Origin of the sequence: Nostoc sp. DedQUE08, assembly GCF_034530895.1 — a bacterium.
In the GTDB taxonomy this organism is placed as follows: Bacteria; Cyanobacteriota; Cyanobacteriia; order Cyanobacteriales; family Nostocaceae; genus Nostoc.
In genome coordinates this window covers 184,919-205,133 of record NZ_JAVRCD010000001.1, presented here as the reverse complement: position 1 = coordinate 205,133, position 20,215 = coordinate 184,919, and the positions used below count along the sequence as shown (strand labels likewise).

17 protein-coding genes are annotated in these 20,215 nt (G+C 40.8%); 5 read left to right on the top strand and 12 right to left on the bottom strand.

The window, feature by feature from the left end:
• Positions 1-44: 44 nt before the first annotated feature.
• The 9 genes from RMY64_RS00825 to RMY64_RS00785 all read right to left on the bottom strand — a co-directional run bounded on the left by RMY64_RS00825 (position 45) and on the right by RMY64_RS00785 (position 8,220).
• Positions 45-824 (bottom strand): phosphate ABC transporter ATP-binding protein, encoded by a 780-nt coding sequence (locus tag RMY64_RS00825; RefSeq protein WP_322669962.1) that lies wholly within the window; start codon positions 822-824, stop codon positions 45-47.
• A 416-nt stretch (positions 825-1,240) separates the two neighbouring features.
• On the bottom strand, positions 1,241-2,020 hold the full coding sequence (gene pstB, locus RMY64_RS00820; protein WP_322669961.1) for a phosphate ABC transporter ATP-binding protein PstB: 780 nt from the start codon (positions 2,018-2,020) through the stop codon (positions 1,241-1,243).
• Positions 2,021-2,091: 71 nt separating this feature from the next.
• The gene (gene pstA / locus RMY64_RS00815) at positions 2,092-2,973 is read right to left on the bottom strand and encodes a phosphate ABC transporter permease PstA (RefSeq protein ID WP_322699040.1); all 882 of its coding nucleotides are present in this window, start codon (positions 2,971-2,973) and stop codon (positions 2,092-2,094) included.
• A gap of 73 nt (positions 2,974-3,046) precedes the next feature.
• Complete coding sequence (gene pstC / locus RMY64_RS00810; protein ID WP_322669959.1) at positions 3,047-4,024, bottom strand: phosphate ABC transporter permease subunit PstC; 978 nt, start codon at positions 4,022-4,024, stop codon at positions 3,047-3,049.
• A 231-nt stretch (positions 4,025-4,255) separates the two neighbouring features.
• A complete protein-coding gene (gene pstS, locus RMY64_RS00805) occupies positions 4,256-5,299 on the bottom strand; it encodes a phosphate ABC transporter substrate-binding protein PstS (RefSeq protein ID WP_322669958.1) in 1,044 nt (347 codons plus the stop codon).
• 302 nt (positions 5,300-5,601) lie between these two features.
• Positions 5,602-5,922 carry a DUF6745 domain-containing protein gene (locus RMY64_RS00800; protein ID WP_322699039.1) on the bottom strand — a complete coding sequence of 107 codons (321 nt, stop codon included), beginning with the start codon at positions 5,920-5,922 and terminating at the stop codon, positions 5,602-5,604.
• Positions 5,919-6,545 carry a hypothetical protein gene (locus tag RMY64_RS00795; RefSeq protein WP_322699038.1) on the bottom strand — a complete coding sequence of 209 codons (627 nt, stop codon included), beginning with the start codon at positions 6,543-6,545 and terminating at the stop codon, positions 5,919-5,921. The genes RMY64_RS00800 and RMY64_RS00795 overlap by 4 nt, the downstream gene beginning before the upstream one ends.
• A 48-nt stretch (positions 6,546-6,593) precedes the next feature.
• On the bottom strand, positions 6,594-7,163 hold the full coding sequence (locus RMY64_RS00790) for a Uma2 family endonuclease (protein WP_322699037.1): 570 nt from the start codon (positions 7,161-7,163) through the stop codon (positions 6,594-6,596).
• A 103-nt stretch (positions 7,164-7,266) separates the two neighbouring features.
• Positions 7,267-8,220 carry a stage II sporulation protein M gene (locus RMY64_RS00785; RefSeq protein WP_322699036.1) on the bottom strand — a complete coding sequence of 318 codons (954 nt, stop codon included), beginning with the start codon at positions 8,218-8,220 and terminating at the stop codon, positions 7,267-7,269.
• Positions 8,221-8,300: 80 nt separating this feature from the next.
• Here RMY64_RS00785 and RMY64_RS00780 point away from each other — a divergent pair, with 80 nt between their 5' ends.
• Genes RMY64_RS00780 through RMY64_RS00770 form a run of 3 tightly spaced genes read left to right on the top strand, consistent with a single transcriptional unit; the run spans position 8,301 to position 9,982 of the window.
• Positions 8,301-8,444, top strand: a complete 144-nt coding sequence (locus tag RMY64_RS00780; protein ID WP_322699035.1) for a hypothetical protein — start codon at positions 8,301-8,303, stop codon at positions 8,442-8,444.
• Positions 8,432-9,151 carry a hypothetical protein gene (locus RMY64_RS00775; RefSeq protein WP_322699034.1) on the top strand — a complete coding sequence of 240 codons (720 nt, stop codon included), beginning with the start codon at positions 8,432-8,434 and terminating at the stop codon, positions 9,149-9,151. Before RMY64_RS00780 ends, RMY64_RS00775 begins: the two co-directional genes overlap by 13 nt.
• A 45-nt stretch (positions 9,152-9,196) precedes the next feature.
• Complete coding sequence (locus tag RMY64_RS00770) at positions 9,197-9,982, top strand: RDD family protein (RefSeq protein WP_322699033.1); 786 nt, start codon at positions 9,197-9,199, stop codon at positions 9,980-9,982.
• A 150-nt stretch (positions 9,983-10,132) separates the two neighbouring features.
• Here the strand turns inward: RMY64_RS00770 and RMY64_RS00765 are convergent, their stop codons facing one another.
• A complete protein-coding gene (locus RMY64_RS00765; protein WP_322699032.1) occupies positions 10,133-10,921 on the bottom strand; it encodes a DUF1868 domain-containing protein in 789 nt (262 codons plus the stop codon).
• 413 nt (positions 10,922-11,334) lie between these two features.
• Between RMY64_RS00765 and holA the strand changes: the two genes are divergently transcribed.
• The gene (gene holA, locus RMY64_RS00760; RefSeq protein WP_322699031.1) at positions 11,335-12,324 is read left to right on the top strand and encodes a DNA polymerase III subunit delta; all 990 of its coding nucleotides are present in this window, start codon (positions 11,335-11,337) and stop codon (positions 12,322-12,324) included.
• 109 nt (positions 12,325-12,433) lie between these two features.
• Positions 12,434-12,916 carry a DUF4168 domain-containing protein gene (locus tag RMY64_RS00755; RefSeq protein WP_322699030.1) on the top strand — a complete coding sequence of 161 codons (483 nt, stop codon included), beginning with the start codon at positions 12,434-12,436 and terminating at the stop codon, positions 12,914-12,916.
• Positions 12,917-13,260: 344 nt separating this feature from the next.
• Here RMY64_RS00755 and RMY64_RS00750 read toward each other — a convergent pair whose 3' ends face one another.
• Together RMY64_RS00750 and RMY64_RS00745 are read right to left on the bottom strand one after the other, a co-directional pair.
• Positions 13,261-17,304, bottom strand: a complete 4,044-nt coding sequence (locus RMY64_RS00750; protein WP_322699029.1) for a PAS domain S-box protein — start codon at positions 17,302-17,304, stop codon at positions 13,261-13,263.
• 186 nt (positions 17,305-17,490) lie between these two features.
• A complete protein-coding gene (locus RMY64_RS00745; protein WP_322699028.1) occupies positions 17,491-19,872 on the bottom strand; it encodes a glycoside hydrolase family 31 protein in 2,382 nt (793 codons plus the stop codon).
• Positions 19,873-20,215 lie beyond the last annotated feature (343 nt).

The window sequence follows — 20,215 nt, the reverse complement described above, 5'->3', positions numbered from 1 at the left end:
CTTGCACTATGTCATATACTTCTAAATCGCTAGAGTGAAACGCTTTAACTGACGCGGGCGAAAATGTAGTCGCGGGTGCGAAAATCCACAGGGTTAGTAAATATTTTATTTGTAGTACCAAATTCAACCATTTGAGTAATACGATTTTCATTACTATGAAAGAAAGCCGTAAAATCAGATAGGCGAGTAACTTGCTGCATATTGTGAGTAACAATCACAATTGTCAACTCAGAACGCAAGTTATGGATTAAATTCTCGATTTTCATACTACCCATAGGATCGAGACCTGAACAAGGCTCATCCATCAACAAAACGTTAGGTTTGACCGCTAAAGCACGGGCAATACATAATCTTTGTTGTTGACCGCCAGAAAGCTCTAAAGCAGATTTGTGTAGTTTATTTTTCACTTCATCCCAAAGTTCGGCAGCTTTGATGGCAGATTCAACAATTCCATCTAATTCTACTTTCGGATGCCATCCAACTAACTTCACCCCATAAGCAACATTATCGTAAACGCTCATGGGAAAAAGATTTGGCTTGGGAAAAACCATACTAACTTGGCGGCGTAAGCGATTGATGTTAACGCGACGCTCATAAATACTCTGCCCAAAAAATTCTACTTTTCCTTCAACCCTTACTTCTGCCTCTAATTCACTCATGCGATTTAACGATTTAAGAAAAGTAGACTTCCCACAACCACTAGAACCAATAATTGCCGTGACTTTGTTTTGGTAAATATCCATTGACACGCCTTCAACTATCTTTTGAGTGTCGTAAGAGAAGCTGAAGTTTTTGACTCTGATGGCTGGAATTAGTTTACTCATATTCCTAAAACGTCTGAAACAAAACCTGACTAGGTAAAGTAGTACAAATTAGCACCGCTGTTTCACTATGTTACCCCCAAAAGAAGATATTCATGGAAATTACGTAGCCATACAGTAGCTATACAGCAGATAAACTGTTAGTCGATACTTATATTAAAGTTATGCCTCAAAATTTATCTTTTACAAACTTTTTATACCCACCTTTCACACCTTAACTATTGAACAAGGATTAGGTCTGGTTCGATTTAAAATAGCTATGTAGAAATCAAAATACGAATATTATATACTCCTCATGGGTAGTAAGAAGTTAATTTATTTATAAAAATAAATTAGTAACTTTTTTCAACTACACTTTATAAGTATCTTTTAGTGCAAGATAGCTCGACAAAAATCAATAAGTCACGCTAGAACGTACCTTAACCGAAACGCCCTGAAATGTAGTCGCGGGTGCGAGGATCGAGTGGATTGTTAAATATTTGCTCTGTAGCGCCAAATTCAACCATTTGACCAATCCGACTTTCATCGGTGCTAAAGAAAGCCGTAAAATCAGAAACGCGAGCGGCTTGCTGCATATTATGGGTAACGATCGCAATTGTCAACTCAGACTGTAAGCTATGAAGTAGTTCCTCAACTTTCATGGTGGCGATGGGGTCAAGAGCCGAGCAAGGCTCATCCATTAGCAAAACTTTTGGCTTGACTGCTAAAGCACGGGCAATACATAATCTTTGTTGCTGACCGCCAGAAAGCCCTAAAGCTGATTTATCGAGCTTATCTTTGACTTCATCCCAAAGAGCAGCGCTGTGAAGTGCAGATTCGACAATTTCATCTAATTCTAATTTTGAATGCCTACCTGCTATTCTCATCCCGTAGGCAACATTTTCATAAATACTGATCCCAAAAGGATTCGGTTTTTGAAACACCATACCAATTTGGCGGCGTAACCGATTGATGTTGACACGACGATCGTAAATATTCTGACCAAAAAATTCTACATCTCCTTCAACTTTGACAGGCCCTTCTAATTCGCTAATGCGATTAAGAATTTTGATGAAGGTAGATTTACCACAACCACTAGGGCCAATAATTGCAGTTACTTGGTTCTGATAAATATCTATTGATACCTTTTCAATAGCTTTTGTTGTCCCATAGTAAAAGCTGATATTTTTAACTTTGATAGCTGGAATTAGGTTACTCATGCTTGCCCAAGGTGCGAAAGAAAAATTGATAAAAATAGGATTCAGGAACCAGGATAAATATTATAGAATTCTCATTTGATTTTTCTTTGCCTAATAACTAAGCGAGAAAGAATACTGACAGATAAAATTAAGCCGAGTAGAACTATAGAAGTAGTCCAGACCAATTGACTTTTCTGTGGATCGGGGTCGTTGTAGAGGTTAAAAATCAATACTGGTAAAGAAGCTGTAGGACTTAACAATCCTTCTGACCAATCTAAACTAAATAAAGCGGTAAAAATTAAGGGTGCTGTTTCACCAGCCGCACGAGCTACAGCTAATAAAATACCTGTAGTAATTCCGGGGATTGCAGTAGTTACAACAATGCGAAAAGTAGTTTGGAAGCGAGTTCCACCTAAAGCAGCGGAGGCGAGGCGTTGAGATGTAGGAATCAATTTTAAGGATTCTTCTGTTGTCAGTATAATTACAGGTAACATAATTACGGCTAAAGCAAAACCACCTGCGATCGCACTAAATCCTTTAGTGACCAAAACTATTACACCATAAGCAAACACGCCGACAACAATTGAAGGTACGCCTGTAAGAATGCTGGTGACAAAGCGAACAATACTAGCAACTGGATTAGTTTGACTAAATTCTGCTAAGAAAATTCCTGTCATGATTCCTGTGGGAATGCTTAAAATAGCACCAATTACCACCATAATTATGGTTCCCAAGATAGCATTGCCAAAGCCATTATCAATAACTGCTTTGACAAACATTTCTGATTTGAGTCCAGATATTCCCCGAATAAAAATTTCCCACAAAATTGATAATAAAGGAATGAGTACTAGACCTGTAAGACCAAAGGCGATCGCATTCATTGTATAGGTAAATATTACCCGCTTTCTTGGCAGAGGACTGCATAATTCTGCCGCCAAAGATTCATCTTTTTCTGATTGAATGTAACCACTCATAAGTTTGACAAATTTTTATTGATAAATGTCTTGTTAACTGAGGTATTTGTAGGAATTTAAAAATAAGATAGTGTTATTTATTTTTTCTGACAACCCACTTCACTAAGATGACAGCGCCAATATTTACAGCTAAAGTCAACCCAAACAAAATCAATGCTAAATAGCTTAAAGCACCTATATGCAAACCCGGTTCAGCTTCGGCAAATTCATTAGCTAATACAGAGGGAATTGTATAAGCTGGATCGAGTAAAGAAGCGCTGATTTGAGCAGAGTTACCAATCACCATAGTAACGGCCATTGTTTCACCCAAAGCTCGTCCTAAAGCAAGCATTGCTGCACTTACTATTCCAGAAAATCCAGATGGTAGCAAGACTCGAAAAATTGTTTCCCAACGAGTGCCACCCAAAGCCATAGATGCAGAACGTAATTCTTTAGGGATAGCCATTAAGACATCACGACTAATTGCTGCCATTGTGGGCAAAATCATGATGGCGAGAATAATTCCAGCAGTCAACATATTAGTCCCAGAAGGATCTTCTGTATTAAACAGTGGTATCCATTTAAAAGTACTGGCTAACCACTTTTGTAGAGGTTCTAGAACTGGAATAAAGACAAAAATCGCCCATAAACCAATAATTACACTAGGAATTGCAGCAATTAATTCAACAACAAATGCTAGGGTGATTCGCAGCGATGTAGGTAAAAAATTTTCACTTGTGACCAAGGCTACTGCAATTCCCACAGGGACAGCGAATAAAATAGCGATCGCACTACTTACTAAAGTTCCATAAATATAGGGTAATGCACCAAAAATCTGATTACCTGTATCCCAATCTTGTCCCCACAAAAACCCCATTCCAAACTGCTTAATGGCTGGTAGAGCTTCGTGTAAAATTACCCAACTCATTAACAATAGTATTGCAACAGTAATCACAGCAAAAAAGTATACTAGCCGTGTAAAACCTTGGTCAAACCAGAAATTTGTGCCGCTAGTAGTAGTTAGATTGAAATTTTCATCACCTAGATTTGATTTCTCTAATAAATTTGCCATTACAAATCAATAAAATAGTTTTTTCTTACTATTAGAGCGAGTTATTAACTCAGTCTGTCATTCGTCATTAATCATTTGTCCTTTGTTATTTGCAATTACAAAGGACAAATGAGCAAGGACGACCATAACAAAAGTTTTCACAATCTCATTTAGGATTGCTATATTCAAAGCATCCTTCCCTTTTTAAGGGAATTGGGAAATCTCTTGTACATAATTTCTAAAAATTACAAATTAAGGCTTGACAGAGCTATTCACTGTCTGAAGCACTCGATTTGCTACATCAGATGGAATTTTGGTGTAGTTCAGATCGTCGTTATACTGTTGACCGTCTTTCAATACCCAATTAATCCATTTCTTAATTGCATCAGCTTTAGCAGCATTAGCATACTGTTTGTAAACCATCATCCAAGTAAGACCGACAATGGGATAACCTTGTCCTGGATCTCCTATAAAAACGCGGTAGTTGTTTGGAAAAGTGACAGTTGATAAAGCTGCATTTGCAGATTCTAAAGAAGGAGCAACAAATTCTCCGTTCTTATTTTGTACCAGTGCTGATTTCAGATTATTTTTGACAGCGTAGCTATATTCTACATAACCAATAGAACCAGGAGTCCGAGCTACTATAGCAGCTACACCTGGATTTCCTTTGCCTTTGAGGACGTTTGGCAGATTCCATTTTGGAGCAGTGTTAGTTCCAACTCTGCCTTTAAAATAACCGCTGATGGCACTTAAGTGATTTGTAAAAATGAAAGTTGTACCGCTACCATCGGCACGAACAGCAAATTTAATTGTTTGATTTGGTAGATTAGCGCCTGGATTATCAGCTTTAATTTTCGCGTCATTCCATTTGGTAATTTGACCTGAATAAATTGCTGGTAGTGTAGCGCGGGATAATTTGAGATTGTTAACGCCTGGAAGATTGTAAACAACAGAAACAGCACCGCCTGCTGTAGGTACTAAAATTGCACCATTCTTGACTTTAGCAATTTCATCATCTTTCATTGCAGCATCACTACCACCAAAGTCAACGGTTCCAGCGATGACTTGACGAATACCACCACCACTACCAATTGCTTGGTAGTTAATTTTCAAGTCTGGATATTTCTTCTTCACTTCACGAGCATAGCGTTCGTAAAGCGGAGCTGGGAAAGTTGCTCCTGCACCATTGAGAGTTTCAGCTTGTGCGATCGCACCAAAAAATGGACTAAGTGCAACAGAAGTTGTCACCATTGAAGTAGCAACGACACGATTCAATATGGCGGTCGAAAAAATCATATTACCTCTGATTAAAGGAATATTTTACTGCTGTAATTCCAGTCTTAAACAGGCTACATTTTGTATGGTTAAACCTTATTTAACAATTGATAAGCAATAAATTAAGATATGTTTAAATATTGAATTAAAAAATTTTTGCTTATTGATTTTGATTGACTAAATTATTTGATTAAAAATTAATAAAAATTTAAATTTTAATTTAAATAATTAAAATTGAGTAAATCACGCAATCTCAAAATTTTCACTTCAGTAAAAAAGAGATAAACACAGATATTTATCGGTGAGTCTCTAGAATTGCACATCTAAACAGACTCAGGATCTTGCTGCTGATAATATTGCTCTTCTTGAGAAGGATGTTTTCTGTGGCAAGCATAAACACTATAGCCGTCAGCAAATTGAAGAGCAGCTTCCTCGTCAGCATGAAGCATATTTTCTTCGTCAAAAGACAACTTGCAAGGGCGATCGCAGACTATACAAACCTTTTCAAATTGGAATATTAAACCACAATGTTGAATCAATTCTTGAAGTACATTCCATTTTTTCTTGTCGTGTTGAAGGTTAAGAACTGAGATACAAAAAGCTAACATACAACCCAAAATTGCCCATTCTGCTGGTCTAGTCAAGTTGTTTGTAAAGTATGAAATATCAGTAAGGGACTTCCAAATAAAAAAACATACAATTTTTCTTGTGGGGTGGACATCTTGTCCGCCCCAAGCCTTGGGCGGGCGAGACGCCCACCCCACAAGATTGGATAATTTATTTCTTGGTAATCCCTAAATTCAAGTTTCAGCTTATCAAGATCGGCAATTAGTTGATGTTCAAGACATCTTCCTGTATACGGAAAGTATGAAACTAGTGGATGACTATGAGTTGAGTAGTACGGATATTCAGGGTGTTGAATTTGGTTCCGCAATCTGATACAGAGATGTTCGTCAAGTTGTTCCGTTATTCCATGTAGAAGGTGATCTATTACTCTTTTACCGAATTTCATGTGGATATCGCGCCCTAGATATGCCTTAAAGTTCTCAATAGTAAGAATCTTCTCAATTGCGGTCATAGGACTGCTATAGAATAATATCTCAGGCTCAGGATAATCACTCACCGCATAAGCAGTTTTGATTATTGCTGCGACTTTTTCTTGCTCAATTGATTCAGTTGATATTTGTATCGACCGCCACTTCTCTCTATAAATGGGAAGCATTGCCTCTTGCTCATCAGATAGTTCGGTGATGATGCGTTTTGGCATATATATTTTCAGTGTAAAAATAGTAAGTTAGGTTGAACAGAATATTTGTTATGCAGTCACCTTTAACCATCCAAAAATATCACCTACCGTCAACTGTAACCCCTGACAGAACTCTGGCACTGGCAAAACAGATTCAACTTCCTCAAAAGGTAAAGGTTGTTGTCTTGCAGGATAAGCAGCAATGAAGCGCTCATCAGGGTCAATTAACCAACCCATTTGAGTTCCGTGATTGAGAGCGTGTAAGATTTTTTTTGTAACTTTTGTATGGCTTTGTTCGGGGGAAAGAATTTCGATTATCCAGTCGGGTGCTGCGGCAAATGTATTGGCAATATCACCATTCTCGTCTACAGGAAGCCTTGCCCAAGAGAATACAGCGACATCGGGAACTATAGAACGTCCTCCAAAAGTGCAACGTAATTCTGGAAAAGCCCAACCCATTTTTTGTACTTTGACAACAGAATTGATTGAGGGGCAGAGTTCTCCTTGAATAGTACTATGTTTTCCTTGAGGCGTAGGTTTTGAAATGATTTGACCGTCAATGTATTCAGAATACGGTTTAGTTTCTGGTAGTACGAGAAACTCTTCTAGAGTCAATCTTTTATTTGATGTTTGTACCATGATTATCCTAGCTTCAATTTATGATGATTTATTTACATAGTTTGTATTTACCTTATTCTAAAATACTTTTTCAATTTGCCAATCAGCCGCTATCTAAATTATTTTATGTTTGCTTGCGGTTACAATACATTACCAAAAGTATAAATAATCCTATCCCTGCTAGATATTTAATTGCATCAGGTACATTAGGATTAGGGGAGAAAAAACCTTCGATCGCACCAGCAATAATCAACATTGGTACAATTCCAAATACTAGCTGCACCCCTTGATATCCATAAAACTTCAGTGCATCTCCACGGCGATATTTACCAGGAAATAAAATTGCTTTTGCTAATAAGAATCCCGCACCCCCAGCAAAAAAGATTGCAGGTAATTCTAAGGAACCATGCGGAAATACAAAGGCCCAAAAAGGATAAGCCAGATTATTTTGACCGACTAAAGTACTAACAGCACCAATTAATAAACCATTAAATACCATCAAATAGGCTGTGTATGCTCCACCTGTCATACCACCAGCAACAGCCCCAAAAGACACCGACAAATTATTGATTGCGATGCCGCTGGATGCCAAAGGTTCAACACCAACAATTGAACCCATCCATAATTTATGCTCATCTCGCACTTTGGTAATCAAGCTTTCAGGTACAATCAAAGGCATAAAGCTGGGGTTTTGCCAAGAATACCACCAAGCCACTAGTGCGCCTAGTAGAAATAGCGCCGTTGCCATAGCAATATATACAAATGTTTTCTGGACTACAGATGGTAATCCCCAACGATAAAATTCTAAGATTGCCTGCCATTCCTGCCGCCGCGAACCTTGGTAAATCTGCGTGTAAGCACGAGTTGTTAAAGATTGTAAACTTTGGATTAAAGTATTGCCGATTTGCTGAGTGCGGGCACGCGCTAAATCTGCCGCTACAGAACGATACAAACTCGCTAACTCTCTAATTTCTGCTGCCCGTAAGGACTTTAACCCTTTTTTTTCTATCTGCCTTAATAAAGCATCCAAACGCTGCCAATTAGGTTCTCGTCGCGCAATCCAACGTTGAATATTCATGAATTTTGGGAACACTGAGTTTAACTTAGCTTAAGATAGCCTCAAATTGATCTCCGTAATTTCAAGGGAAATTTAGCATTATGTCTGAAAACTTTGGATCTTCCGGCCAGATACAACCACTGAGTATCGGTAACGTTGTCAGTGCTGCGGTACGGTTGTATCGTTCTCATTTGAAGACTTATCTTAACCTAGCTGCGATGCGATCGCGCACTTGTGGGTTCTAGTTCCTGTGTATGGTTGGGCAAAATATGCAGCCATCTCTGGACTAATTTCACGCTTGGCTTTTGGAGAATTGATTTACCAACCTGAAGGTGTTCAAACTGCCAGGAGCCATATTAATCCACGTCTTTGGTCATTTTTAAGAGTTGGTTTGCAAGTAGGTATATATTTACTGCTAATTTATATTGGATTAGCGATCGTGGGCGGTGTAGTGGCTAGCTTGATCGGAGTAGCATTAGGAGGAATATTAGGTACTTCAGGCGTTATAGTCATAACCACATTGGTAATAATTGTAACGGCAGGCATTATATTGTTAGGACTAACCTGGTTCTACTCCCGTTGGATAGTAGCTGAAGTACCCTTAGCAGTTGAGGAAAATATCAATGGTGGCGAAAGTGTTGCCAGAAGTTGGGAGTTAACTAAAGCCTCAGTCTTTCGCATTCAAGGCATTGTTTTAGTTGCTTTTATCGTTACAATGCCGTTGGTGTTTGTATTAAACTATATACCTAGCTTATTCCTAATTAAACTTGAGCCTGGTACTGCTATTTACTCGATTGTGTATATTATTTCTGTGATTGGCAGCTTGATCGGTGGAGTTTTAGTCATGCCATTTTGGCAAGCACTAAAAGCTGTTTTATACTTGGACTTGCGTAGTCGGCGTGAAGGTCTAGGTTTGCAATTACGAGAACCTCCCTCGCAAGATTTTCGTTAACTCAACATCTTAATCCAACTCTATTAATTTTGAATTAGTTAAAATATGCGCTTTTTTAATCGCATCACATTCCAGACTCCAGAAAGTGTAGAGTTGGAATTCACTCTCGCGGGAATCGGTAATCGAGTTTTGGCACTCCTGATTGACTATACAGTGTTGGGTGTAACTTTGCTTCTGTTTGTCCTTACTTGGAGTGTCTTCTCGACACAGTTGTTAAATTTTGTTGAATATTTTTTTAAAAATTTAACAAATTTAGATATTTGGTTGTTAGCAATTTTCTTCATTATCGCCTTTGCAATTTACATCGGCTATTTTGTATTTTTTGAAACCTTATGGTTTGGGGAAACTCCTGGTAAACGGTTTGCTAAAATTCGTGTAGTTCGAGATGATGGTAGACTGATCGGGCTACAACAAGCAACGCTACGTGCTTTACTGCGACCCTTTGATGAAACTTTGTTTATCGGTGCTTTTTTAATTATGTTGGGTAGCCGTGAAAAGCGCTTAGGTGATTTGGCTGCTGGCACAATTGTAATTCAAGCCCAAACACCCACTACATCTGCAAGATTGACAATTTCGGAACAGGCAAAAGGACTTCATGAACAGTTAATCGAAATTGCTGATTTCTCGCAACTGATGCCAGATGATTTTGCTGTGATTCGTGAGTATTTACAGCGACGCGGTGCAATGTCGTTAAAGGCAAGAACCTCACTATCTCTAAAGCTAGCCGAGCAAGTTAAAGCTATTATTAATTTAGAAAAATTGCCAGAAGCTGTTACGCCTGATGTTTTTTTAGAAGCAATTTACCTCGGTTATCAACAACCGAAATTTTAAGCTGGAGATTTTATTTAGAGGATTGGCAAAAATCTAGACTTACCTAAAAAACAAAATTATAGGATTTATCTTTAACCTTGTTTTCAGGAAGACATAATTAATAATTAGTAGTCAGTGGAAACTACTGACTACTAACTACTAACCAATTACTTAAAAATCCAAAATCGGCCAGTCTGATTCACGATAATAGCGTGTCATGTTGTCAAACTTTCGTAATTCAACACGATCGATCGAGAATTCCGGCAAATTCAACAGCCATTGTTCATTCAATTGAGAAAGTATAGTGCTGAAGTTTATTCGGTCTAGGTCAGATGAAACCTCCCCAAAATAGGCTAATGTAACATGGGCTGTGAAGTGATAATGCTGCTCAATACCCAAGGCAATTAACTTGGGATTTTGATAAATTGTTCGACGAAATTGAATAATTTCCTCGTAACAGCGTTCATCTTGGGGGACTAAACAAATGGCTATGGCTCTTGGCATCAGTATTAGTCCCAGCATTTGCCATTTAATTGGATGACTTCTGTTTGTCATCAATTGTTGATATTTTTGAAATATTTCAGCTAAACAAGAGTGTAACTCCTCGTCAAATTTAGGATTTTTTTCGTAGGCATCAAGGTAAGCATTGTCCCAAATTAAATCCGCTAAAGTCAGATGGAAGCTAGCAGGAGGTACAGGTACAATCAAATTACGGTTTACAGGCAACTGCAAAAGTTCCTGTTGATAAGTCTGTAATTTGGCATAGAAAGCAGAATTGTGTGATTCTTCTTCTGCCGGCGGGGTAATTAGCGTATAGCCAGGAAAGGATGCCGCTTGTCTCAACCCAGAATTTAGCTGAAATTTAGAAGATTCCTGAATATGCTGGGCTTGGGATCTGTAGGCTTCTGGCAGCGTCAGTCTTGCTAACCGATTTAAGTAAGTTTGATAGTTGTCGTCCAATCTTCATAGCCTCACGCTCTCACTTGATAGATTTTAGGGAAAATTACCTTGATTAAGAGAATGATTTCAAAAGTATTTAATTTTTGCGAATGGGGAATGGGGAGATGAGAGAGATAGGGGGACAAGGGGCATAGGTGTCAACTTCAGCTGGAAATAGCTTATCTGTTGGCTTACATCCCCGCCCAGAAATAAATTTTCCAGCTTTTAGCTTAACTCTACTGAAGTAGACTGGAGATTTTTGGCGATATTTAGTCATCTTCAGATGACTTTAGCTATGAGACGGGAATTTCAATTCCCGGCGGACAAGGGGTTTTGCGTTAAGTTGACACGTATGGACAAGGGGGTAAACAAAACTCCTAACTCTTAACTCCTAACTCAGCACTCCTAATGCCCATCTACTAAGAGGTTTATCTATGCCAATCTATGTTTACTGGGGTGAAGATGATTTTGCGATGGAAAAGGCGATCGCACTTTTGCGCGATCGCGTCCTCGATCCCCTATGGACAAGTTTTAATTACACTGCATTTTCCCCAGATCGGGCTGATGCTGTTATCCAGGGGTTAAATCAGGTGATGACGCCTACTTTTGGCGCTGGTGGGCGTTTGGTATGGCTGATAAACACCACTCTGTGTCAGCACTGTCCTGAGAATGTGTTGGCAGAATTGGGGCGATCGCTAAGTGTCATTCCCGAAAACTCATTTTTATTGCTCACCAGCCGCAATAAGCCAGATGAACGCCTCAAATCCACGAAATTGTTAAAACAGTTTGCTACCGAATTCCGAGAATTTCCTCTTATCCCACCTTGGAAAACAGAATTACTGGTGCAATCTGTTAATCAAGCAGCCCAGACTGTAGGCGTGAAACTGACTGCCAATACTTCCCATCTGTTGGCAGAAGCCGTAGGAAATGATACACGGCTCCTTTACAATGAGTTAGAGAAATTACGGCTATATGTCCAAGATAGCAATCAGCCTTTAGACACAGATACTGTTACAAAGTTAGTAAGAAATACTACCCAAAATAGCTTACAATTAGCAGCAGCAATCAGAACAGGAGATACAGGTAAAGCTTTGACAACACTAGCAGATTTGAGCAATGCTTCCGAGCCGGGATTACGGATAGTTGCGACACTGATTGGACAATTTCGCACCTGGCTGTGGGTGAAGATTATGATAGAAAGTGGGGAACGGAATCAACAAGCGATCGCTGTTGCCGCTGACATCGGTAATCCCAAACGAATTTACTTCTTACAGCAAGAAATTAAGCTGCTTTCTGTGCAACAGTTAATCTTTTGCTTACCCCTACTGCTGGAATTAGAGGTTAGCCTTAAGCAAGGAGCATCAGAAATGTCAACACTCCAGACAAAAGTAATCGAACTTTGTCAAGTATGCCGAGGAAATTGACAATCAAATATAAAAGCTTAATCTATTGAGCAGTTCCTGGAACTTCCAACTCTGAAAATAATTCAAAGTTCTTATAATATCCCTGATGTAGTTTCGTGTCACATACTATATGAAGAAAATTTCTGATTTATTTTCCCGAACTGGCCGAAAGCGAACCCTGTCGCGATCGTTATTGTTCGGTGCGATCGCTACTGCGAGTTTGATTTTTAATGGTTTTTCATTGAGTTCTAAAGCTGACGCTCAAACTCCAGCACCAATAGTTAACAATACTGAAATCGACAGTTACGCTCAAGCCGTGCTAGCAATGGAGCCAGCCCGTCAAAATGCTTTTGAAGAAATTAAAAAACTTATTGGCAATGGAGAAATCCCCCAAATTGTTTGCAACGATTCTAATAGCATAAATGGTCTTCCAAAGAAGGCTCAAGATATCGCAGTTAACTACTGTAACCACGCTCAAAAAATTGTCGAAGATAATGGTTTAAAATTTGAACAGTTCAATAAAATTACTATAGAACTACAAAATAATACTATCTTAAAAAGGCAGGTTTACAATACCCTATTACGCCTGCAACAACCTGCTGAGTCTCGATAAGTAGAAGAGGCTACTTCAATTAAGGCACTTAGTAATAAAGTGGCTAATTACTATGGGAATCAAAACTCAATTATTCGGACATTATCGTAGTCCTATTTGATTCATGAAAATATAGATAAGGCAACGAACCTCTTTCTCTAGGAGACATAGGGGTGAATTTAATTCATATTCCCCAATACCCCATTTCTAATTCCGTCCTAATACTCTTCGGTTAAGGCAAGAGACGCGATGAATCGCCGTCTCTACAATAATAATTGGTCTTTCGTAATAGCATCATCTGTCAACGTTGCGGCTGGAATTCTCTTTTGTTCTCACATCTTCGTGGGGCATACTGATGTCGCTGACTAAACTCCAGGGGGTGGGGGCAGAGGGGCAAAAGAGCCGAGGTGGGCATTCTTCAGAAGTGGTAGTTTGACGGTAAACGTCGCTCCTTGTTCTTTGCCTGGGCTATCTGCGCGGACAGTACCGCCATGTAATTCTACTAAATGACGGACGATCGCTAATCCTAGTCCTAATCCACCATAGATTCTAGTGCTAGAACTATCAGCTTGACGAAAGCGATCGAAAACGTAAGGAAGAAAATCAGGACTGATACCAATGCCTGTATCAATCACCTGAATTTGGGCATATTTATCCGTTGTCTGTGGTTTTTCTTGTCCACTAACCACTGACAATTGCAACTCTACCCTTCCGCCAACGGGTGTAAATTTGATGGCATTGGATAGCAGATTCCAGATGATTTGTTGTAAGCGCTCGAAATCCCCGGAAACTAAATATTGAGAATTTTCACTCGGCTTGGTGTCATTTGAATGTTGATTAGTTTGGGATTGTGCTGCTGGAAATTCGAGATTTTCGCGATTAACTCCTAATTCCCAATCTGAATTTGGTGTTGCTTTTGAGGAAATTAGGGAAAATCTCAAATCGATTTCCTTGGATTGAGCGGCTAAACTAACAGTCTTGATGGCTGACTCAATTATGGGAACCAAATTACAAGTACGGACATTGAGGCGTAACTGGCCTCTACTCATCCGCGATATATCCAGTAAGTCTTCAATTAACTGGGTTTGCGCTTTGGCGTTGCGCTCAATTGTCTCAGTTGCTCTAGCCATTTGGCTATCACTGAGCTTGCTTCGTTGCAGTAATTGCGCCCAGCCAAGGATGGCATTGAGGGGCGATCGCAATTCATGGGATAATGTTCCTAGAAACTCATCCTTCATCCGGTTGGCTTGTTGTAACTGCTCAGTTTGTTGTTGCAAAGAAGCAATTAAACTAGCCCGTTCCATTGCGATCGCTATTTGGTCGCATACTGCTTGCATCATCCCTTTTTGATTGTCGGTGAAGCTTAACCGAGTGCGGCTGCCAAAAGAAAGAGTACCTAATAACCGTCCTTGGGCTATTAATGGGTATGCATAATAAGCTGTAATTCCAAAAGAACGAATCAATTCTGTTTTCGGGTCAATTGATTGCTGCACATTCTCTAGAGCAATTGCACAACGCTCCTGGGCGACAGTCGCACAAACCGCTTCAGCAAATTCCAAGGATTCGATTTGGTTTGCTAGTTCTGGGGAAAAGCCGCTGTAAGACTCTAGCCGCATTACCTGAGAGTTATCCTCAACCAAATAGTTAAAGTAAATATCTAAACCAATTTGGTCTCTTAGTTTTTGGTAGACGCTATCGATTAGTACTACTGGTTGCTGACTCGATAATAAATCATTGGCTGTGTCAAATAGTAGCTTTAACCTTTTGTAACTTAATGAGAGGGCTTTTTGTGCAGTCTTGAGGTTGCTGATTTCTTGGAACACTAAGATACAGGTAGCCGGATGACCGTGCATTGCTGGTAAGGTATCAGCAAATACTAGTAGAGAGCGCACGCCAGCGGGAGTATGCCAGTCCACCTCTAATCCATTCAGGCTTTCGCCACGGGCAACCCGTACTCCTGGCATCAGTTCATTGGGGATGCGATCGCCAGCTGCATCTGTATAGTAGTAAGCTGTGTGATAATCTTCGGCGGGTATCCCTTTGGGAAATTCGCCCCCAGCTAATTCGTCAGCAGAGCGATTGGCAAAAGTTACCCGCGCCGTTCCTGGTTCGATAAACAGCAATGGTCTTGGCATCAGATTTAACACATTCTCTAGCCATTTTTGCTGCTTTAGGAGTACTTCCTCTGCCTGTTTGCGCTCCGTAATATCTAAAAATGCGCCAACGCTTCCTCTGGTTTTACCCTCTTCGTCAAACAGGGGTGCAACGTACTCCAACAGCTTGACAATTTTGCCATTTTCATGAATGACATCGAGTTCATAATCGATCACCTCAACACCATGAGCAGCAGAGTACTGCATTGGGAGTTCTTCTGTTGACAGTTCCCTTCCCTGGCGATAGATTTTAAAGCTTGTTGGTCTTTCGTCCAAGTCAGCACTGAGGGAGGCATTTGTATCTGACGATATCCCCAACTGCTTCGCAAAAGAAAGGTTGACCTTAATATTTTGGCATTTTGGATCTTCGGCAATGCCAATTCCAATGGGAATTACCTCCAACAAAGTTTGTAATTCAGTTATGCGGCGCTGTAGATCCCTGTTTAGCTGTAAGATTTGTTCCTGGGTCTGCTTTTGCTCGCTGATGTCACGAGTTACAGTTGCTAAGGCAATTGGCTGACCTGTTTTGTTATCTGTAACAGTGAAGATATTGTAATCAACTGGTATCGGTTGACCTGTTTGGAGATGCCGGAAGCAAAATTCTCCCTGCCAGCGCCCTTCTGATAGCACAGTCGGCAGTATATATTTTTGAAAATAGGCTTTGTCTTTGGGCATGAAGTAATCTAATACTGCTTTTTGCCTGACTTCATTCAGGTTGGCAAACCCTACCAACTTTTGACCTGCATCATTTATGTAGAGTAATTGACCCTCAAGGGTGGCAATGCCGATAAAGTCAGAGCTATTTTCTACAAGCAATGCTAATTTTTGTTGTTCTGCTTCTGCTTGTTTGCGTTCGCTCAAATCGAGGATAAAGGCTACTGACTCTTCGCGGTTTTCTCCTAGCAGGACGTAACCAACTAAAATCGGGATACGGCTACCATCCTTGCGAATAAATTCTTTCTCGTAGGGCGTACAAGCAGCGTCGGTGTTTCCTTGGGCTTCAGCGATACCTTGTTCGTCTAAATATAAATACTCTGGTGGTGTGATATTGCGCCAACTGAACTTACCAGTTAACAAATCCTCCCGCGCGTAACCAATCATCCTCAAGAATTCGTCGTTTGCTTGCTGGATACCGCCATACACATCGCTAAAGAGAATACCGATGACGTTAGCATCTACAAAACTTCCTAGTTTAGCTTCGTAGGTTCTCAGTGCTTTTTGGGCAAGGTCGCGTTGATAGCTGAGGCGTTCAATAACCCTGGCACTTTGCCAAATCAAAATAGTAAAAATTACAATCAAAACGATCGCAAATACCGATATTGCAAATGCCGGATCGTATTGTCCTGCCCGTTGACCTTCGACAATTACCCATCCTAATATAAAAGGTACTGCGATCGCGGCAACTAGTAAACGACGTGCAAGTAAGCCGCCGTAACTATCACTTGTAACTACCCTCATTAAGCCATGTTCTGCCTGCGCCCACAGAATCCCTATACTTAGTAATAAGAACAACAGCGCTGTGTGTAACGCCATTGATGTTGTATAAGGGGCGAGTCCGTAAAGAACTTTCACTTGGTAGGCATAGCCCATCAGCGCCTGAAAGGAAATCAAAGTAGCAATCAGAGTAATAATTTGGGCATACCAATAACTGCGGTGGGTTTTTGGATGAATCAGAATCTGTAGGGCGACACTGACTAGTATAAAGTTCAGTGCTGTGTTCACCCCCATCCGCCCCGGATGCAATGTCGCTAGACTAGTTCGCGAATCACGAAACACCAGTTCGTCAATGCCGAGATTCCAGCCGAATATATATTGACATAGAGTAAGCGCCGCAATTGTGGTGACAGCTATTGCACAGACCTGAGAGATGAGAAAAGTAAGTACGGGCAAGGAGGCTGTGGAACTATGCGGGTAATTTTGAATTCTTCTTTCCCCCCTGCTCGACGGCAGTTGCTCCTGGGGGAAACCCCCAAGACCGCACTGCCTCCCCTGCTCCCCTGCTCCCCTGCTCCCCTGCTCATCTTTGAAAAATAGCCACAGTGACACACCAGACAACACAAAACACAACGCCGTGTTGACTTTCATCGTGGCAGGACTACCAGGGAAGCCGCGCTTAAGAACCTCAATTCCAAGACACCAGCCAACTAATACCAAGCTACCAACAAAAACAGCGATCGCACTTGCGACTCTTGCCACAAGTGCATTTGTAGAGATTTTAAATCTATCTTGCAGCCGCAAGCGGTTAATATTTAACATTGAGTGTTCTCTAACCGCATCTATCTAGCGTAGTAAACTTACGTATTTCTTACGAGCTAATCATTGATGTTCTTTGTATTGTAGGTTACACTTTAGCCGATCTTTCATCTACCTCTATGCATATTTTTTCTTGCATAATTTAAAGTAGGAAATAATGGTGGCTCAAAAACCACCTTTACGAGTATTTCAGAATTGTAAGCTATGTCGCTTACCGTCATCTTGAAAGCGTTGCTCTCCAACACCTACAAGTTCTACGATCGCTTCTCGCAGTGGAGGTGTCCACTTTCCAACTCTTGCTGCAATTTCCACTACTGTTTGGCTTGCCTGGGTAAATACACGGATGTTAGTTATTGAGTGGTTATTATCTTGATACTTGCTTGTCTGTCCATCATCTTCAAATAACTGATATTCGTTGTTACCAGGCCAAATTCGTAACCGAATCTCGTCGAGTGGCGATTCATCAACGTATTGGCTGACAGGTTGCATAGGAACGATCGCACCGCTACGGACATACAGTGGCATTCTTTCTAATGGTGCATGAGCAAGAATGTGAATCGGGCCTTCATAGCGATCGCCACTCCACCAATCATACCAAGTGCCAGCGGGTAAGTAGACAGCTCGATGCTCAACTCCAGGGCGGTAAATTGGTGCAGCCATCAGCGATGCACCTAGCAATACTTGATCGTAGAGGCTGTAGGTTTTCGGATCGTTGGGGAAGTGGTATAATAATGGTCTTAAAATCGGTGCGCCCGTTGTTGCCGCTTCCCAAAAAAGACTGTAGATATAGGGAAGTAACTGGTAACGTAGATTAATGTATTCTCGACAGATATTTTCAACGCGATCGCCAAATACCCAAGGTTCATGACGAGCAGTAGACATTGCCGAGTGACCGCGCATCAATGGGTAAAGCATTCCTACCTGCATCCACCGAGCGAATAATTCAGCAGTGGCGTTACCAGCAAACCCGCCAATATCGCAACCCACAAATCCCACACCCGAAAGTCCCATGTTACAAAGCATCGGCAGAGACATTTCTAAATGCTCCCACAACGATTGGTTATCTCCCATCCACACAGAAGACCAGCGTTGCACACCAGCATAACCCGATCGCGTTAACACAAAAGATCGCTGTGAACTTCGATGCCGTCTCAACCCTTCATAGCAAGCTTTAGCCATCATCAACCCATACAAATTATGCACTTCTGTATGGGTTGAAAAAGATGCAGGGATATCTCCCTTGTCCCCTTGTCCCCTTGTCCCCTTGTCCCCTTGTCCTCCCTGCGGTGCATCTAGGGGAAACCAAATCTTTTCCCCATCATCGCCGAAAGGGCGATCGTTTATGGCAGGTTCATTCATATCATTCCAAATTCCTGCCACACCAATATCAGTTAGGCTTTTGTGTAAATCAGCCCACCAGTTACTCACATCAGGACGTAAAAAATCAGGAAAAACAGCTTTTTCAGGCCAAACATAGCCGTGAAACAACGTACCATCAGCTTTACGCACAAAATAATCGTTTTCTATTCCTTGGTCAAAAACATGATAATTACCTTCTGGTTCATACTTCACACCAGGATCGATAATTGTGACTGTTTTGAAACCATCCTTTGCTAAATCACTAATGAGTTTTGCCGCATTGGAGAAACGTTGAGGACTCCAAGTAAACACTCGATAGCCCCGCATATAGTCAATATCCAAGTGAATAACATCGCAGGGAATGCGGCGTTGACGAAATTCCTTTGCTAGTTCTCGCACAACGTTTTCTGATTCGTAACTCCAACGGCATTGATGATAACCTAGCGCCCATTTCGGCGGTAATGGCATTCTCCCAGTTAGTTGAGTGTAAGTCTCCAGGATTTGGGCTGGTTCGGGGCCGTAAATAATGTAATAATCCAATTCACCGCCACGAGTTTCCATCTTCCAAATACCTGGTTGTTCAGCACCGATATCGAACTGACTCCAAAAAGTGGTGTTGAAAAAGATGCCATAGCTAACTTGCGGACGCAAAGCCATAAAAAATGGAATTGCCTGGTACATTTCATCAGTCAGCGAATCATAATCTAAGGCATCCGTTGTCCAGTTAGTTTTTACTTCGCTGAGTTTATCCAGAAAGCCTGTACGTTCGCCAAAGCCATAGAAATGTTCGTCGGCTGCAATTTCCTTCCACCCTGCAACTGCACCCATCCGCCAACCCATTCCCATATCTGCATCTTGGGCGAAGGGACGATTAGCTTTGTCAAAACAGGCGATGCGACACTTTTCCCGCTGAACGCACACACGAATCTGTGCTGTTTCAATTTCGATTGTTGCTTCAGTTTCCCGCACTGCAAAAGGTGTTATTGCCCATTCTGCATCATCTGGCGTCACTGCCCAAGAGCGGCGGGGCATAAATTCCCCAGTTGGTGCAAAACGCACGCGGATTAAATTCGGAGTAAGTACGCTGATGGTCAGGCGTGAGTCGCCACAGTCAAAATTAACAATATTATTTTCCCAGGTTACAGCTTTTACATTGCTAACAGTTGTCCAAGCTTGGTTTGTGGTGGGTAATTTTCCGAAATATTGCGGCATATCAGTTATTTAGCAGGTAAACACTTATCCGCATTCATGATTACAGAGATACTCACCCTCAAACTCTTTCTTTCGCTAGAAGTTGCTAAAAGATGAGCAGATATTTTTTATCAAAATTGTTTTTATAATGTACAAACTTGTGCATTGGTCTTTCAATCCGCGATAAATATCAAAGTTAAAATTGCATAATTTAAACAATTTTCTGGAATAGGCTAATGTAGTAATGTAGATTATTTACTGTAGTACATAAGGAGGACGAACTATGACTGAATTACTAGCAGTCCGGGTTACTTTGACCATCTCAACTCAAAGAACGCAAGGCGCAGAGATTCTGTTCAGTCCT

Bases quoted from the DNA above. Each gene is read 5' to 3' on its own strand.
- RMY64_RS00825 (WP_322669962.1), bottom strand. From the start codon at position 824: ATGAGTAAACTAATTCCAGCCATCAGAGTCAAAAACTTCAGCTTCTCT.
- pstB (WP_322669961.1), bottom strand. From the start codon at position 2,020: ATGAGTAACCTAATTCCAGCTATCAAAGTTAAAAATATCAGCTTTTAC.
- pstA (WP_322699040.1), bottom strand. From the start codon at position 2,973: ATGAGTGGTTACATTCAATCAGAAAAAGATGAATCTTTGGCGGCAGAA.
- pstC (WP_322669959.1), bottom strand. From the start codon at position 4,024: ATGGCAAATTTATTAGAGAAATCAAATCTAGGTGATGAAAATTTCAAT.
- pstS (WP_322669958.1), bottom strand. From the start codon at position 5,299: ATGATTTTTTCGACCGCCATATTGAATCGTGTCGTTGCTACTTCAATG.
- RMY64_RS00795 (WP_322699038.1), bottom strand. From the start codon at position 6,545: ATGCCAAAACGCATCATCACCGAACTATCTGATGAGCAAGAGGCAATG.
- RMY64_RS00790 (WP_322699037.1), bottom strand. From the start codon at position 7,163: ATGGTACAAACATCAAATAAAAGATTGACTCTAGAAGAGTTTCTCGTA.
- RMY64_RS00785 (WP_322699036.1), bottom strand. From the start codon at position 8,220: ATGAATATTCAACGTTGGATTGCGCGACGAGAACCTAATTGGCAGCGT.
- RMY64_RS00780 (WP_322699035.1), top strand. From the start codon at position 8,301: ATGTCTGAAAACTTTGGATCTTCCGGCCAGATACAACCACTGAGTATC.
- RMY64_RS00770 (WP_322699033.1), top strand. From the start codon at position 9,197: ATGCGCTTTTTTAATCGCATCACATTCCAGACTCCAGAAAGTGTAGAG.
- holA (WP_322699031.1), top strand. From the start codon at position 11,335: ATGCCAATCTATGTTTACTGGGGTGAAGATGATTTTGCGATGGAAAAG.
- RMY64_RS00755 (WP_322699030.1), top strand. From the start codon at position 12,434: ATGAAGAAAATTTCTGATTTATTTTCCCGAACTGGCCGAAAGCGAACC.
- RMY64_RS00750 (WP_322699029.1), bottom strand. From the start codon at position 17,304: ATGTTAAATATTAACCGCTTGCGGCTGCAAGATAGATTTAAAATCTCT.
- RMY64_RS00745 (WP_322699028.1), bottom strand. From the start codon at position 19,872: ATGCCGCAATATTTCGGAAAATTACCCACCACAAACCAAGCTTGGACA.